The organism is Pseudomonas sp. HY13-MNA-CIBAN-0226 (genome assembly GCF_040310305.1).
Classification (GTDB): Bacteria; Pseudomonadota; Gammaproteobacteria; order Pseudomonadales; family Pseudomonadaceae; genus Aquipseudomonas; species Aquipseudomonas gregormendelii.
In genome coordinates, this window is sequence record NZ_JBEOPS010000019.1 from 122,659 (window position 1) to 137,644 (window position 14,986).

General features: G+C 59.3%; 19 protein-coding genes and 1 pseudogene. 8 read left to right on the forward strand and 12 right to left on the reverse strand.

The features are described 5' to 3' along the window. Nucleotides 1-12: 12 nt before the first annotated feature. Nucleotides 13-390: a hypothetical protein gene (locus AAEZ05_RS20870; protein ID WP_045060245.1), complete on the reverse strand. Its 378-nt coding sequence runs from the start codon at nucleotides 388-390 to the stop codon at nucleotides 13-15. Nucleotides 391-634: 244 nt separating this feature from the next. On the opposite strand from AAEZ05_RS20870, the gene AAEZ05_RS20875 reads away from it, so the two are divergent. Next, complete coding sequence (locus AAEZ05_RS20875) at nucleotides 635-1,453, forward strand: shikimate 5-dehydrogenase (RefSeq protein ID WP_205892483.1); 819 nt, start codon at nucleotides 635-637, stop codon at nucleotides 1,451-1,453. A gap of 226 nt (nucleotides 1,454-1,679) precedes the next feature. Here the strand turns inward: AAEZ05_RS20875 and AAEZ05_RS20880 are convergent, their stop codons facing one another. Further along, nucleotides 1,680-2,327 (reverse strand): YceH family protein, encoded by a 648-nt coding sequence (locus tag AAEZ05_RS20880; protein ID WP_122839356.1) that lies wholly within the window; start codon nucleotides 2,325-2,327, stop codon nucleotides 1,680-1,682. A 203-nt stretch (nucleotides 2,328-2,530) separates the two neighbouring features. Between AAEZ05_RS20880 and AAEZ05_RS20885 the strand changes: the two genes are divergently transcribed. Continuing rightward, on the forward strand, nucleotides 2,531-3,040 hold the full coding sequence (locus tag AAEZ05_RS20885; RefSeq protein WP_350648653.1) for a DUF1993 domain-containing protein: 510 nt from the start codon (nucleotides 2,531-2,533) through the stop codon (nucleotides 3,038-3,040). Between the two features lie 152 nt (nucleotides 3,041-3,192). Here the strand turns inward: AAEZ05_RS20885 and sstT are convergent, their stop codons facing one another. Continuing rightward, the gene (gene sstT, locus AAEZ05_RS20890) at nucleotides 3,193-4,425 is read right to left on the reverse strand and encodes a serine/threonine transporter SstT (protein WP_045060154.1); all 1,233 of its coding nucleotides are present in this window, start codon (nucleotides 4,423-4,425) and stop codon (nucleotides 3,193-3,195) included. A gap of 259 nt (nucleotides 4,426-4,684) precedes the next feature. Here sstT and AAEZ05_RS20895 point away from each other — a divergent pair, with 259 nt between their 5' ends. Further along, on the forward strand, nucleotides 4,685-5,839 hold the full coding sequence (locus tag AAEZ05_RS20895; protein WP_045060155.1) for an MFS transporter: 1,155 nt from the start codon (nucleotides 4,685-4,687) through the stop codon (nucleotides 5,837-5,839). A 4-nt stretch (nucleotides 5,840-5,843) separates the two neighbouring features. On the opposite strand, the gene nhaR is transcribed toward AAEZ05_RS20895, so the two are convergent. Beyond that, nucleotides 5,844-6,743, reverse strand: coding sequence for a transcriptional activator NhaR (nhaR, locus tag AAEZ05_RS20900; RefSeq protein ID WP_045060156.1), 900 nt, complete (start codon nucleotides 6,741-6,743; stop codon nucleotides 5,844-5,846). Nucleotides 6,744-6,877: 134 nt separating this feature from the next. Here nhaR and AAEZ05_RS20905 point away from each other — a divergent pair, with 134 nt between their 5' ends. Continuing rightward, a complete protein-coding gene (locus AAEZ05_RS20905) occupies nucleotides 6,878-7,120 on the forward strand; it encodes a hypothetical protein (protein WP_045060157.1) in 243 nt (80 codons plus the stop codon). 27 nt (nucleotides 7,121-7,147) lie between these two features. After that, nucleotides 7,148-7,897: a TerC family protein gene (locus AAEZ05_RS20910; RefSeq protein WP_045060158.1), complete on the forward strand. Its 750-nt coding sequence runs from the start codon at nucleotides 7,148-7,150 to the stop codon at nucleotides 7,895-7,897. A gap of 68 nt (nucleotides 7,898-7,965) precedes the next feature. Here AAEZ05_RS20910 and AAEZ05_RS20915 read toward each other — a convergent pair whose 3' ends face one another. Next, the gene (locus tag AAEZ05_RS20915) at nucleotides 7,966-8,109 is read right to left on the reverse strand and encodes a hypothetical protein (protein ID WP_177328564.1); all 144 of its coding nucleotides are present in this window, start codon (nucleotides 8,107-8,109) and stop codon (nucleotides 7,966-7,968) included. A 235-nt stretch (nucleotides 8,110-8,344) separates the two neighbouring features. Between AAEZ05_RS20915 and AAEZ05_RS20920 the strand changes: the two genes are divergently transcribed. The 3 genes from AAEZ05_RS20920 to AAEZ05_RS20930 all read left to right on the forward strand — a co-directional run bounded on the left by AAEZ05_RS20920 (nucleotide 8,345) and on the right by AAEZ05_RS20930 (nucleotide 9,536). Continuing rightward, nucleotides 8,345-9,016, forward strand: a complete 672-nt coding sequence (locus tag AAEZ05_RS20920) for a C39 family peptidase (RefSeq protein ID WP_045060159.1) — start codon at nucleotides 8,345-8,347, stop codon at nucleotides 9,014-9,016. 89 nt (nucleotides 9,017-9,105) lie between these two features. After that, entirely contained in the window at nucleotides 9,106-9,312 is a 207-nt protein-coding gene (locus AAEZ05_RS20925; RefSeq protein ID WP_045060160.1) for a DUF6021 family protein, read from the forward strand. Nucleotides 9,313-9,329: 17 nt separating this feature from the next. Continuing rightward, nucleotides 9,330-9,536, forward strand: a complete 207-nt coding sequence (locus AAEZ05_RS20930) for a hypothetical protein (protein WP_045060161.1) — start codon at nucleotides 9,330-9,332, stop codon at nucleotides 9,534-9,536. A gap of 51 nt (nucleotides 9,537-9,587) precedes the next feature. Here the strand turns inward: AAEZ05_RS20930 and pbpG are convergent, their stop codons facing one another. From pbpG to AAEZ05_RS20965, 7 genes and pseudogenes are all read right to left on the reverse strand, one after another. Continuing rightward, nucleotides 9,588-10,526, reverse strand: coding sequence for a D-alanyl-D-alanine endopeptidase (gene pbpG, locus AAEZ05_RS20935; RefSeq protein WP_045060162.1), 939 nt, complete (start codon nucleotides 10,524-10,526; stop codon nucleotides 9,588-9,590). A gap of 129 nt (nucleotides 10,527-10,655) precedes the next feature. Further along, the gene (locus AAEZ05_RS20940) at nucleotides 10,656-11,849 is read right to left on the reverse strand and encodes a tyrosine-type recombinase/integrase (protein ID WP_350648656.1); all 1,194 of its coding nucleotides are present in this window, start codon (nucleotides 11,847-11,849) and stop codon (nucleotides 10,656-10,658) included. 229 nt (nucleotides 11,850-12,078) lie between these two features. Further along, nucleotides 12,079-13,005 carry a phosphohydrolase gene (locus tag AAEZ05_RS20945; protein WP_350648658.1) on the reverse strand — a complete coding sequence of 309 codons (927 nt, stop codon included), beginning with the start codon at nucleotides 13,003-13,005 and terminating at the stop codon, nucleotides 12,079-12,081. A gap of 221 nt (nucleotides 13,006-13,226) precedes the next feature. Next, on the reverse strand, nucleotides 13,227-13,583 hold the full coding sequence (locus tag AAEZ05_RS20950; RefSeq protein ID WP_350648660.1) for a hypothetical protein: 357 nt from the start codon (nucleotides 13,581-13,583) through the stop codon (nucleotides 13,227-13,229). Further along, complete coding sequence (locus tag AAEZ05_RS20955; RefSeq protein ID WP_350648662.1) at nucleotides 13,580-13,876, reverse strand: phiTE_015 family protein; 297 nt, start codon at nucleotides 13,874-13,876, stop codon at nucleotides 13,580-13,582. Before AAEZ05_RS20955 ends, AAEZ05_RS20950 begins: the two co-directional genes overlap by 4 nt. 70 nt (nucleotides 13,877-13,946) lie before the next feature. Continuing rightward, complete coding sequence (locus AAEZ05_RS20960) at nucleotides 13,947-14,561, reverse strand: hypothetical protein (protein ID WP_350648664.1); 615 nt, start codon at nucleotides 14,559-14,561, stop codon at nucleotides 13,947-13,949. A 179-nt stretch (nucleotides 14,562-14,740) separates the two neighbouring features. Continuing rightward, a pseudogene (locus tag AAEZ05_RS20965) lies at nucleotides 14,741-14,986 on the reverse strand (hypothetical protein); the annotation flags it as partial.

Consider the following 14,986-nt stretch of genomic DNA (forward strand, 5'->3'; position numbering starts at 1 on the left):
CTGATGGGTCTGTCAGTAGTGCGGGCGGCCGTAATAACCACGGGGCGGGCCGTAATAGCCGCGCGGTGGACCGTAGTAGCCGCGGGGCGGACCGTAGTACACCGGCGCTGGCTGATAGTAGACCGGCTGTTGAACGTAGACCGGCGCCGGCTGGTAATAGACCGGTGGCGGCTGTTGCACATAAACCGGCTGTGGTTGGGCGTAGACCGGTTGCTGCACATACACCGGCCGGTTGGCGTTGATCAGGGCCGAACCGACGATGGCCGAGCCCACGATCGCACCAAATACCGCTGGACCTTGCCAACCGCCACCACCGCCATGGGCCTGTGATTGCCCTGTGACCGCGAGAGCGCCGATCAGCAAGGCCACTGTGGAGATTTTACGGATCATGATAATTCCTCGGTTCTTCGACCCGGCGCTTGTGTCTGCAATAGACTCAAGGATTGTCGCGGGGATACATCTAAGACAGCACTTTTTGCAAAATCAGCACAGCCGCTGGGTAAATTTTGTGTAAGGTCCGTACCGGCTTGTCGACGGTCCCGTTCCCAGCGAACGCTGGCCTTTATGATCGAACAGAACAGGATGGAATGGCCAATCCCGTCCATCTGAAAGTGCACTTGATGGAGATTTTTTCATGCAGATGAACCCCAACCGAGATACCCAGCTGTGCATGTCCCTTTCAGGGCGTCCGGGGAATTTTGGCCTGCGTTTTCACAATCATCTGTACGAGCAGTTGGGCCTGAATTTTTACTACAAGGCGTTCAGCAGCCAGGATTTGCCTGGTGCGGTGGGCGGCATTCGCGCTTTGGGCATCCGTGGCTGCGGGGTGTCGATGCCGTTCAAGGAGGCCTGCATCGCCCTGGTGGATGAGCTGGACGCATCGGCTGCGGCCATCCAGTCGATCAATACCATCGTCAACACCGATGGCCACCTCAAGGCTTACAACACCGATTACATCGCCATTGCGCAGCTGCTTGAAACTCATCAGGTGCCCAAGGATTCGACCTTCGCCCTGCGCGGAAGCGGCGGCATGGCCAAGGCGGTGGCGAGTGCGCTGCGCGATGGCGGTTACAGCAATGGCCTGATCGTCGCCCGCAACGAACAGGCCGGGCGCGCCCTGGCAAATTCGCTGGGCTATGAATGGCAAGCAGAGCTGGGAAATGAGCGGGCGCAGATGCTGATCAACGTCACACCGATCGGCATGACCGGTGGGCCGGAAGCCGAGCAACTGGCCTTTGCGGCAGATGCGATTGAAAAAGCGCAAACCATCTTCGATGTGGTGGCAATCCCCTCGGAAACGCCGTTGATCGTGCGCGGACGTGCCGAGGGGAAGCGAGTGATCACAGGGCTTGAAGTGATCGCCATCCAGGCGCTGGAGCAGTTCGTGCTGTACACCGGCGTGCGGCCGACGGATGAGCAGTTTCGCCTGGCGGTAGAGTTCGCGCGCAGCTGACGTGCCAGCGCGGGGGGCGTCATCCCCCAATTGATAGGGAGCAATGCGCCCGTAGGAACTGCCGAAGGCTGCGATCTTTTGATCTTGATTTCATAATCGTTCTAAATCAAAGATCAAAAGATCGCAGCCTTCGGCAGGTCCTACATGGAAAACGCATCTTCCCTGTTGTTCAAGTCAGGGAAACGCATTTTCCGGGTGTTCAAGTCAGGAACATACATTCGTCAGGTTATTCCAGGCGGGAAAGGCGCTCTTCCAGCGCGGCAATCCGCGCTTCCAGCTCTTCGATCCTTTCCACCGAAACGCCACCGCTCGAGCCGCGTTCCGCAGGGTTATGCCGTGCGGCCAGAATCACCTCGATGTCCGCCGGATCCCCCAGCGCGTGCATGTAGCGGTCCTCGCGCTGTCCGGCCTGGCGCGGGATCAGCAGCGCCAGCCCGCGTGCGATCAGGCGTTCCAGTTGATGCACTACCTGCTCGGCGTCTTCGAAATCATGCATGCGACCGCTGCGGGTCAGCAGTTCATTGACCGTTTGCGGGCCGCGCAGAAACAACAGTCCCGCCAGGATCACTTGTGCCGGCACCAGTTCCAGCGCCTTGTCGACCTTATGCTCCCAGCGGTCGGCGCGGCTGCCCATCACCAGTTTGGTGAAGCCGCGACCTTCCAGCGCGCGCAGGCTCTGGCCTACCTGGCCCTGGGTGAGGTTCATCACCGGCTCGCGGCTGGTTTTCTGGTTGCAGGCAATCACCAGCGCATTAAGCGTCAGCGGGTAGGTTTCCGGGCTGGTCGCCTGTTTTTCGATCAACGAGCCCAGGATGCGGATTTCCGTGCTGTTGAGCCGCGGTTCGTCGAGGGTCGTTTGTTGTTCAGTGCTCATTTTTTTTCTATCCCTAATTGGCAGTCGGGTCGGCAACCACGACTCATCCCCATGTGAATCGAGCCGGGAATCTTGCGCTAAAGAGACTATCCCGAATCTGCGGCAGTGGCCAATGGACACGCATGCATGCACATCAGCGTGTCGATCCGTTCCAAGGCTATAATCGCCCCCACGTTTCCCTACTGTCATCACACGAGACTGCCATGACCATTTCCCTGTACGACGCCTCCATCCCGGTTTTCACGCAAATGCTCACCGCCCTGAGCGACGTTCTGAAAAAAGCTGAAGCTCACGCCAGCGCAAAGAACATCGACCCGAACGCGCTGCTGCAAGCGCGCCTGTTCCCGGACATGTTCCCGCTGGTGCGCCAGGTGCAGATCGCCGTTGATTTCGCCAAGGGCGTGTCCTCGCGCCTGGCCGAGATTGAAGTGCCGAAGTACGAAGATACCGAAACCACCTTCGCCGAGTTGCAAGCGCTGCTGACCAAGGTGCTGGGCTACATCGGCGAAATCAAACCCGAGCAGATCAACGGCCAGGAAGGTATCGAGATCGTGACGCGTCCGGGCACGCCTAAAGAGAAGCGCTTCACCGGCCAGGCCTACCTGCTGACTTACGGCTTGCCGCAGTTCTTCTTCCACGTCACCACCGCTTACGCCTTGCTGCGTCATAACGGTGTGGAAGTGGGCAAGCGCGGTTACATGGGCGCGTTCTAAGCTGCCCAGGCACAAAAAAGCCCGCCAGGGTTTGCGCCTTGCCGGGCTTTTAGTTTTAAAGTCAAAAGATCGCAGCCTGCGGCAGCTCCTACAGTGGATTTGTGTTCACCCGGTAGGCGCTGCCGCAGGCTGCGATGTTTTGCTGTTCAGCTTTACGCCAGTCTCTGAGCCTTCTCTTCTTCACCCAGACAAGCGGCCGCAGTAAACAAGACATCCGTCGACGAATTCAACGCAGTTTCCGCCGAATCCTGAATCACCCCGATGATAAAACCGACCGCCACCACCTGCATGGCGATCTCGCTCGGGATGCCGAACAGGCTGCAGGCCAGCGGAATCAGCAGCAGCGAACCACCGGCCACACCCGAGGCGCCGCAGGCGCAGATGGCCGCGACCACGCTGAGCAGAATGGCGGTGGGTATGTCCACGGCAATGCCCAGCGTATGCACGGCAGCCAGGCTCAGGACGGTAATGGTGATCGCCGCACCCGCCATATTGATCGTCGCGCCCAGCGGGATCGAGACCGAGTAGGTGTCTTCGTGCAGGCCCAGGCGCTTGCTCAACTCCAGGTTCACCGGAATATTAGCCGCCGAACTGCGGGTGAAGAATGCGGTGATGCCGCTTTCCCGCAGGCACATCAGCACCAGCGGGTAAGGGTTGCGACGCAGTTTCCAGTAGACGATGGCCGGGTTCATCACCAGCGCCACGAACAGCATGCAACCGAGCAGGACCGCCAGCAGGTGCAGGTAGCCGACCAGGGCACCAAAGCCCGAGGTGGCCAGGGTCGAGGCCACCAGGCCGAAAATCCCCAGCGGGGCAAAGCGGATCACCATGCGCACGATCAGGGTCACCCCGTTGGACAGGTCGCCCAGTACCTCGCGTGTGGTGTCGCCCGCATGGCGGATGGCCACGCCCATGCCGATCGCCCAGGCCAGGATGCCGATGAAGTTGGCGTTCATCAGCGCGTTCACCGGGTTGTCCACCACACTCAACAGCAGGCTCTGCAATACCTCACCGATTCCGCCAGGTGCCGTTACGGCCACGTCCTGGGTGGAGAGCACCAGGCTCGACGGGAACATCATGCTGGCAACGACCGCGACCACCGCCGCAGCGAATGTGCCCAGCAGGTACAGGAACAGGATCGGCCGGATGTGAGTCTCCTGGCCGTGCTTGTGATTGGCGATCGACGCCATGACCAGCACGAACACCAGGATCGGCGCGACTGCTTTCAGCGCCGAGACGAAGACCTTGCCGATGAATGCAGTGGACTTCGCCACGTCCGGCGCGAGCAGCGCCAGGGCAATGCCGGCGATCAGGCCGATGATGATTTGGGTAACCAGGCCGGTGCTTTTCAGGCGGTGCAGCAGGGAAGGGGATGAAGGGGTCATAAAGCGGGCATCTCTGATTTTTTTAGGTGCGGGCTAGCCGACGAACAGGGTGTGCATATCGCGGGGCGCGGACTTTATCACAGCGTAGGCTCGATCCTTCAGACCTGTGACGATTGGCCGCCCGGTTGTTCAACCGGTTTTGCAGGTTCGTGCATCCCGGTGCGCAAACACTTCTGGTAGGATGGCCCATCCTCATTTTCAAGTTCTGCCAGTGGGCCTTCGGGCTAGCGCTGGTGTCGTCGTTTTCCTGGAGTTCTGCATGCTGTTGCCCATCCTTCTGTTGTCGGCCGCCGGTTTCACCGTGCTGACCACGGAGTTCATCATCGTCGGCCTGTTGCCGGCAATCGCTCGAGACCTGGCTGTCACCATCCCGCAAGCGGGCCTTCTGGTGACCCTGTTCGCCTTCACGGTCGCTGCATTCGGCCCGTTCCTGACCGCGTACTTCGCCCGGTTCGAACGGCGAAAATTGTTTATTTCGGTATTGATCATGTTTGGCCTGGCCAACACGCTCGCCGCGTTTGCCCCCAACATCTGGGTGATGGCCGCTGCGCGCCTGATTCCGGCGCTGGGGCTGCCGGTGTTTTGGGCACTGGCCAGTGAAACGGCAGTGGACATCGTGGGCCCTGACTTCGCCGGGCGGGCAATCGCCAAGATCGGCTTTGGCATCGTCTGCGCCACGGTATTTGGCATCCCGGTGGGCACGCTGATTTCCGATGCGTTCGGCTGGCGCAGTGCCTTCGGCATTCTGGCGGTGATCGCGTTTGCCAAGGCATTGCTGCTGTTTATCTACCTGCCCAGGACCAGCCTGCATCAGCACCAGGTCAGTTTCCGTTCGCAATTCAAGATCCTGCGCAGCCCGTTGATGATCGGCCATGTGCTGTTGTCGATCCTGGTGTTCAGCGGCATGTTTACCGCCTACACCTATCTGGCGGATATCCTCGAGCGGCTTGCCGGTTTCAACGGCACCCTGGTCGGCTGGTGCCTGATGGGCTTCGGTGCGGTCGGTCTGATCGGTAACTCCCTGGGCGGCCGTGCCGTGGATCGCCATCCGCTGATTGCTTCGGTGATGTTTTGCGCATTCATGATTGCCGGCATGGTGACGCTGGTGCCGAACATTCATTCGACCCTGGGCCTGGCGGCGGCGATGGGGATCTGGGGCGTGACCCAGGCTGCGTTGTTCCTCGTCAGCCACGTTCGGCTCATGAAGGCCGCCCCCGAAGCGCCAGCGTTTGCCGCGTCGCTGAACATTGCCGGGGCCAACCTTGGCATCGGCCTGGGCGCCATGGTGGGTGGTCGCGTGATCGACAGCGTTGGCCTGCAAGGCCTGGGGTTCGCCGGGGCGGCGTTTATCCTTGCCTCGATCCTGCTGGCCATCGCCCTGATGACCTTCAAACCCAGGGAAGTTTGCGCCTGAAAGCTTAAACCCCGGGAAACAGCTCTCGTCGGGCGCCTTCGGTAATCGCAACGATACCGGGGTGCTTGACCTTGCGCTCCACCGAGATGGCGTAGAACGATTCGGTGACCGCATCCGTCTGGCCGATCAACTCCACGCCATATTGGCGTCTGACTTCATCGGCGATCACGCTGGGGCCGATGAAGATCCCGCTGCCGGATTGCCCGAAGGCCTGCATCAGCGCGCTGTCATCGAACTCGCCGACAATTCTTGGCTGTATCTGCTGCTCGGCGAACCAGCGCTGCAAGCGACTGCGCACCACGGTTTCCGGCCCGGGAATCAGTAGCGGGGCACCGTGAAGGCTGCGGGGAAAATCCTGGCCGTATTGCGCCGCCAATTGCGCAGTGGCGAAGAAGCTGATGCCGCACTCCCCGAGTTTCTGGCTGTAGCCCTTGATGTCGAGGTGCGAGGGCATGGGGCTGTCGGAGATCACCAGGTCCAGGCGCTGGATCGCCAGGTCGGCGAGCAGGCGTTCGAGTTTGTCCTCGCGACAGGTGATGCGCATCGGCTCGCTCAACTCCATGGTCGGCGCGATCAGGCGGTAGACGATGGATTTGGGTACAACGTCCGCCACCCCTACCCGAAACAGAATCTGTTGTTCGTTGGGCTGGGCGCGCAGCATCAGCTCCAGTTCGCCACCCAGCTGGAACATTTGCTCGACGAAGGGCAGGGTCTGGCGCCCGGCTTCGGTCAGCTCCAGCTGCCGGCCGACGCGCTGGAACAGTTCGATCCCATAGGTTTGTTCCAGCAGCGAGATCTGCCCGCTGATGGTCTGCGGCGTCAGGTTGAGCTGTTCGCAGGCGCGCACAATGCTGCCGGTTTTGGCCACGACCCAGAAATAGTGAAGCTGGCGATAATTGAGCATGTCGATCAACAGTTCGTTAAAACCGAAGTATAACAGCCAAAAATACGAATTTTACTGAACTGTTTCGGTCTCTAGAATGCAGCGCTATCAACGGGCCACTGTATTGGCTGCGTTTGTTCTAACGAGGAAATTTCATGAAGTTTAAAACCACGGCGTTGTTGGTCGCGTCTTTACTGTTACTGGCGGGCTGCGACCAGGCTGAAAAAAGCGCTCAGCAGTTGATGGGCAAGGCCGCTGAGACTGCCAAGCAGGCTATCGACGATACACATAAAGCTGCAGAGCAAGCGATTAGCGACGCCACCGGCGGTTTGATCAGCAAGAAAGAATCATCGGCCGAAGAAAAAGACGACACTGAATCTTCGTCCCAGGAAATCTAAACCGTCTCAACGAGTCAGGACTGACCCATGGAATATCTTTTAGAACTTGCTGTAAGCCCTACCGCCTGGGTTGCCCTGGCTACGCTGGTGGTGATGGAGATCGTGCTCGGCATCGATAACCTGATCTTCATTTCCATTTTGACGAACAAACTCCCCGAGCAGCATCGGCAAAAAGCACGACGCATCGGTATCGGCATGGCGCTGATCCTGCGCCTGGCACTGTTGAGCACCATTGCGTTCATCGTCCAGTTGACGGCACCCGTGATCGAAATCCTCGGCCACGCGTTCTCCTGGAAAGACATGATCCTGATCGCCGGTGGCCTGTTCCTGTTGTGGAAGGCGACCACTGAGATCCATCACAGCATGGACCCGGCGCCGGAAGATCCAAAGTCGGCGACTTCCACCGTGACGCTTGGCTTCGCGGCGGCCATCGGGCAGATCCTGATGCTGGACCTGGTGTTCTCCATCGACAGCATCATTACCGCTGTCGGCATGACCGAGCATTTGCCGATCATGATCATCGCGGTGGTGGTGTCGGTGCTGGTGATGTTGCTGGCGGCTGATCCCCTGGCCAAGTTCATCAACGACAACCCGACCGTGGTGATGCTGGCGCTGGGCTTCCTGATCATGATCGGCATGACGTTGATCGCCGAAGGCTTCGGCGCCCATGTTCCAAAAGGCTATGTGTATGCGGCCATGGCGTTCTCGGCCACGATCGAATGCCTGAACATGATGTCGCGACGGGCCAAGCAGAAGCGTGCGACTGCTGAAGCTTGACGCTCACTGAAAACGCAACGGCCGCCTGGTAATCAGGCGGCCGTTTTTGTTTGTTGAACCCTGGCCAGTCAGTGCGCAGAGACGGTTTTGCGGGGCTGCGCCAGGGGTGCAGGTTGCACCGGGTGGTGATGGCGGCGGGCAATACGCAGCACGCCCCACAGCATGGCGGCCGCGACCGCCAGCCATCCGGTTACCAGCATCAGTATGATCATTGCCAGGCTCATCAGTGCCTCCTCTTTGCCCTGCTGCGGGCAACCACTCTTGCTAAATGACAGTCTAGCCGTTGCCACGTTGCAGGCTATTGACCAAAGGTCGCCTGTCACCAACCAGTTCGCTCTATCGAAGTGCCGCTACTGGCACTTGAGGCTATACCCTGGCTGCCTGTCGCCCTATGATTGACGACCTGGCCGGTCGATCGATTGCCGGCATTTGCACAAGAGAGAGATGATGGTACGGGTATTTCCTCGAATTATGGCTGCAGCACTGTTCGCCTGGAGCCTTGCGAGCCTGACTGGCTGCGCCGGCAGCGTCTCGCCGCAAATCAAACGGCTGCCGGAACGGGTCGAGCTCAGTGGCACCTTCTATCGCGGGCAGACCCATCAAAGCGGTCCGCAGGTGCTGGCCAGCCTGCTGTCGCAACAGGGCATCGCGATCACGCCCGGTCTGCTCGACAAGCCGCTGCGTCTGCCGGGTGCCGAGGCTCAGCTGCAGCAGAACATGGTCAACCTTGCCCGGGAATATGGCCTGGTGGTCTACCCCCTGGACGACGATCTGCCAGCATTGCTCACCCAGGTGGCCGCCGGTTATCCGGTGATGGTGCGGTTCAACGAAGGCTCGGCGTTCTGGGCTGGGCCGCGCTACGCCATTCTGTCGGGTTACAACACCCAGAAGCAGACCGTTCTATTGCGCGCCGGGATGGATCGCCGGACGCTGATGAGCTTCAGTTCATTCGAGTCGGCGTTCAAGGACGGCGGCGGCTGGGCGGTACTGCTTCAGAAGCCGGAGCAGATCCCTGCCGATGTCGATCAGCAACGCTGGCTGAAGGCAGCTAACGATCTGGCCCAGGCCGGTCAGGAGCAAGCTGCCGCGCGGGCGAAGAGGGCGCTGGGCTCTCAGTAGTCCGTTCGTCATCTGCCGGGCACCGTCGCGCGTCGCACGCCTCTGAAGTACAAGGCCCGGGTTTTCCGGGCCAGACCAAGGAGGCGCCCATGGCACATTCAAATACTCCCGCCGGCCCGCATTCATCGGAGCATTCGTCCGGTGATGACCTGGGTTTTGATCCTGATTCGCCTGACGCTGCAGACCCGCAAGTCGATCCCGTCGGGCCCGCCATCGCGCCGCTGGACAAGGATCCGAACAAGGACGAGAAGGCACCGGCCAAGCCTTACGACCCGCTGAGTGACCTCAAACCCTGATTTTCTGTGAGGTGCGTATGTCTACCGATTCGAGTTTCAATGACAAGCGTCCGGACAGTGTCCCGACTACCCCTGAGGACGATATCGACCCCGTCTTGGATCCGGACAGTCCACAGCGCGATCCAATGGCGCGTCCGCTGGTGACGCCGGCCGAACACCACAGGGATCCAAGTGCGGGAGATGGCATTCCGGATGATGACCAGATGCCGCTGCCAAACGACTGATGGCAGGTAATAAAAAGCCCCGAACGATCGGGGCTTTTTTTGCGGCTGCGTTTATTTGGACGCCTCGACCACACCGCTCTGGCGGCTCTTCAGGTTCTTCTCCGACTTGTATTGCAGCGCCACCGACGGCACGTTCGCGCCCTTGCCGGTTTCTACCCAGCTGCGAATCCGGCTGGCATCGGCGAAATGAGTGTACTTGCCGAACGCATCGAGTATCACCAGGGCGACCTGGCGATTGCCCATGGTCGTCACCAGCACCAGGCAATGTCCGGCCTGATTGGTGAAACCGGTCTTGGTCAGGCGGATGTCCCAGTTCGGCTTGTTCACCAGGTGGTCGGTGTTGCGAAAGCCCAGGGTGTAGTTGGGTTTGCGGAACGACACGGTTTTTTCCTTGGTGGTGCTTAGCGTCGTCAGCAGCGGGTACTTGTGGGCGGCCACCAGCAGTTTGCTCAGGTCCCGCGCTGTCGAGACGTTGCGAGGGGAAAGGCCGGTGGGCTCGACAAAGTGAGTGCTGGACATGCCCAGGGCCTTGGCCTTGGCGTTCATGGCGGCGATGAACGCGACGTAACCGCCCGGGTAGTGATGGGCGAGGCTGGCCGCGGCGCGGTTTTCCGAAGACATCAGGGCAATGAGCAGCATTTCCCTGCGCGGCATTTCGCTGTTGAGCTTGACCCGGGAGAACACGCCTTTCATTTCCGGCGTGTCGCTGATGTTGATGGAAATGTATTCGTCCATGTTCTGGCGCGCTTCAACCACCACCAGCCCCGTCATCAGCTTACTGACAGAGGCGATGGGCACGACCACGTCCGGATTGCTCGCATAGATGACTTTGTTGGTCTGCATGTCCATCAGCAACGCGCTGCCGGAGGCGATCTTCAGGTGTGTGGCATCCCGAGGCGCCGAGGTGGTTTCGGCGGCGTTGACCGATGGCGTGATGAATGTCCCTGTAACTGCAAAAACCAGGGTCAGGATGGAAAGACGGATTTTCACGCTGGCAGACTCATAAGAGGTGGATAAGCCGTTTTGTAACGGGCTATTTCTTAAAACCGACGCATTTTAGGAGTATGTGCTAGGAAATCTATAGGCGCCTGTAAACAAAGGCGAAAAGTGAAATTTAATTTATGCCTGTACCAATTTTGTACCAATCTGGCTTTCCAGCTTCCCGACCTCAGACCAGTCGGTGGTTGAGCTCAGCCAGCGAGCGTACGTCGAAAGTAACACTTGGACGCTGTGGCCCAGCTGCCCTGCAATGAACGCCGGGTTCATGCCTGCCATGAGGCACATCGTAGCGTACGTGTGCCTGCAGTTGTATTGGCTTCGAGCCTTTATTTGCAAGGCCTCCAATGCCTTGGCAAAGTGACCGCCCGGTGTTGTCGACGACAGGATGAACTCGGATCCGCCCGACGGCGGAAAAACGAACGGCGACTCCTGCCGTTTGCGCCTGCGCTGGGTCAGGCGCGCATCGGCGATTTTCCTTGCCCGGGTCAAGGCATGCATGGCCCGACTGTTCAGCATCACCGTCCTGGTGTACTTGGTCTTCGTCCTTTCCTCAATCTTCCCGTCTACGACGATCCGGCAGACATGCGCAACGCGCTTCTCCAGATCGATCTCATCCCAGCGAAGAGCCCTGAGCTCTCCTGTCCGCATCCCGCAATAGAAAGCGAACTCGAAATAGGCCGCGTAGATCTGTGCCGCCCTGGCTGTGAAGTTGGCGTACATCCACTCAATGATGGCGTCAGCTTCGTCGACAGTGAACGGATCGATCGCCTTCTTGGTTCGCCCCGGCAGCTTGATTGCAGTGGCGGGGTTTCGCTCTATCACCTCATCCCGTACCGCCGCCTTGAACAAAGCGCTTACCCGTGAGATTGCCGTCCGCTTGATGGTCGGGCTGTCCCACTTCGTTTCGCCGATCACCTGCCTCAACAACATCGGCGTGATCGCCGTCATCGGCACAGTTGCCAATGACGGGATCCAGTACATGTTGATCGATCCTTTATAGTTGCGCCGCGTGCCCGGCACAATTTCCAAGCTGTCGATCCACGTTTGGGCGTATTGGGCGAAGGTCAGGCCGGTGGCCTGCGCGGAATAGCTGGAGTTCGGGAACAGTTCGGCATAGCGCTTTTCGTCCAGAACTCCATGCTTGGCCAGGCTGATTACGTTATCGCGTAGAGTTGCGGCCGCTTTGATCCCCTTGGGCGTTTGAGGGTGGGCGAGTGTTTCGCACCGTCTCTCGCCGTTCCATGTGAACCTGATCCGGACTGATTGCCCAGCGAATTCAACTCCTGCGGGCAGTCCCATTGGCTTTCTTGCCATGCCTCATATCTCCTAATGCTATAAAAAACCCGATTATCGATCTTGTTCCAGACACCTTCGGGGATGATTCCGCGTGCTCGCTTTCCTTCAAGCGCTCGCTTGGTGGTGCCCAGCAACATTGCCATCCGCTCTTCGGGGACTTTGTCGAAGGCGAACGTTTCGGGAGCTTCTTCTGTTTCTGACATGGCGGTGCTCCATGCCGCGCGTGGCGGCAGAAGGTGGTGATGGGTTACAGGGTGAGTTCGTGGCCGAATGGCACGCGGAAGCCGGAGGCGTTGCGGTGGCCACCACCGCCGTACTGGAGGGCGATTTCGGAAACATCCAGGCCCTGATCGGTGCTGCGCAGGCTGAAGCTGCGCCCGTCCGGCGTATCCCAATAGCAGGCCGCGAACGGCTCGTTGGCGCACATCAGGTGTCCGGCGTCGCTGGTCAGCGTGTAAGGCAGGTTTGCCGCTGGCACATCGTGGCCGCCGATGATCATCCGGCGCTTGGTCACGGCCACCAGCTCGCCTATATCCTTGTGGTGTTTGCGTTCGATGGCGGCGCCGTCTGACCGCAGCGACTCGACGTCCGCCATCATCAGCCGATCCCAAATCTCAAAGTCATAGGGGTAGCTGAACAGATTGGCCTGAATCTCCCTGGTACCGTCGAGCTGGAAAAGCCAGAGGTCGCGATCTTCGATGTGGCGCAGCAGTTGCGGCGGTTCTTGGTCAGGGAAGAAGTGATCCCAGGCCAGCATTGCGCCGCTGCGGTTCATGTCGAAGCAGCACGCAATAGAAGGGCCATTTTGGGAGTTCGCCATGTCATGGGCCGTTTTCCATCCCAGAAGAACCGATCCATCATCGTGCCTGGTGTCTTCTTCAATACCAGCGTGAAAGGACTCAAAGCGCGCCAAGTCCGCGGCCGCGCTTTTGTGGTGGTCCAGCACGATGACGCTGTGTGCTTTCCAGCTCAGGGCCGCCAGCACGTCGTATTTGTAACTGAAGTCCACCAGGATCACGTCTTTGCCGGTGACGTCCGGTGGCTCCTGCCCATAGACACCCGGTACAAACTCGACATCATCGCCGAGCGCCTTCCGAACGACCCAGGCTGCTCCGAAGCCGTCGGCGCAGTTGCCGTGGTAAATGCACATCGTTTTGCGTTGAATCTCGGACATACGAATTCCTCGCCCGCCGTACACCGGCAGGCTCTTGTGTGGGGTAGGGGTAGATGAAATCTGGCGAAGGGTGTGCGGCAGGCGAAACAGTGAGCTATTGTTGAAGCTTGCGTCTCATCAGTTGCCGTGTTCCCGTCCGGTTCATTCGGTGGCTGATGAGACGGTTTCTATTCAGCGCGGCCCCTTGCAGCAGTACACGTAGGCGAACCAGGCGAGGGCGATCATGACTTCGCCTCGCTGGAAGGCAACAATTCGCCGGCGAGCTCCGCAGCCAATCCAACCGGCCACCAGTACCGTGCTCGCTGGTAGTCCGGATAGGATTCCTCGCGAATCACCAGCCCTTTCCCGCGCAACGCCTTAAATGTGCTCAGCACGGAGGGGGCGCCTATCCCAAGGCGGTGCCCAACCTGATAGGTCAGACCGCCCATGCTAAACACGCACACTTGGTCGCCCCTGGCCAGCTTCTCGCAGTCGGTCTGGTGCAGGTACGGTTGAGTGTCGCAATAGCGGTAGGCGTTTTCCCGGCCAATCTTTCGAAGCTCGTCGAGGACGGCTTGCTGTTTCTCTGTCAGGTTCATGGCTTCACCTTTAGGCCGGCGGCTTCGATAGCATTTGCGCAGGCATTCCGCATGCTCACAGCTGCGTAGTAGGCGTCCATGTGGCTGTCATCTATCGCTTCTTCGGGCTCTTCTGGCTCTAGCGGTGCTGGCGGCAGATCGATCACCAGTGCCTCGCGGGAGGCCTGCCACAATTCAAAGTCTCGTTCGATTGGTTCGTTGTAGCTGCGCTGTTCACCGATCACCGTCACCCAAATGTTCCCGTCACGGCGGATAACGAACTGCTCGAACTCTTCACGCATCTTTCTGTTCATGAGTACACCACTGCCACAGAGAGGTAGAGAGCGCCCCAGAGGCAGGCGCTTACGGCTGCGGCTTTGAGCATCATGGCGTCACCTGCTTGAACTCGACGACCCAGACCCAGGGGTTTGAAGCCCATGACTCCTCGCCGTTGATGCCCTCCCACAATGCTTCGAATGCATCCAGCGCAGTGTGATCGTGCATCGGCACTCCGGCTGCGGCCTCTTCGAAGGTGTGCCACTTGCAGCCTTCCAATGCTTGGCATCCTTCTGCGATTGCCTGTTCCTCGCTGATGTCTTGCAGTCGCTCGACACGTACTGCAGCAACCTCCAGCAAGATGCGGCTGGCTGCGCGAGGCATATGAATGCTTGGTTTCCATGACTCAACGCTGGTGAACCTGCCACCGCCGATGCATTTCGGGAATTTTCCGTCCGCGCGATAGTAGTAAATGCCACTCTCGCCGCCGGGGTTTGTCCGGTTGAATGTCTCGCGCACCCACAGCCGGTCGCCGGGTTTGCCGTAGGGGCAAAGGTCAGCATTGCCAGGCAACGCCAGAAACGCTGGCTCAAACCCAGCGGCCAAGCAATCCAGCGCCGCGCGTTTCTTCACCTCGCGCCGCGTGACAGTCTTTTGCCCTTCCAGGATGGCGCGCACCATCGGGGCCGAGAACAAGATCGGCCGTTCCTTAATCTCAGGCATGGGAATCCTTTGCCGCTATAGCGGCTGACTTTGAATTGGTTAACGAAATTTGAGGAAAGGTGACGGAAATTAAGATTTTCCGTGCTGAGTTAATATTTTCGGGTATTCGGAAAATCCTGTTGATACAGGACTTCCCAAACCCCAAATCTCAAACTGATGGGTGTGTTGATGGGGCGTGGTTAGCGCAGGCCTTGGATGGCCCGGATAACTGCCTCGATGGGCACGCCGTGATCGATAGGTAACTCGGACTCGTCCAGGGCGAAGATGTCCTTCATCACCGTGTAGCCCGCAAAAGGCGATTCCCGTTTCGGCTTGGGCCTGGTCACCTTGTGATCCAGACTGAACAGCGTCTTTGCCCGGAACATCTCGAACGACAAGCCCCGAGAATCGCGGTTCAGGTCGCGCATGGATCGGTTGATCGACTC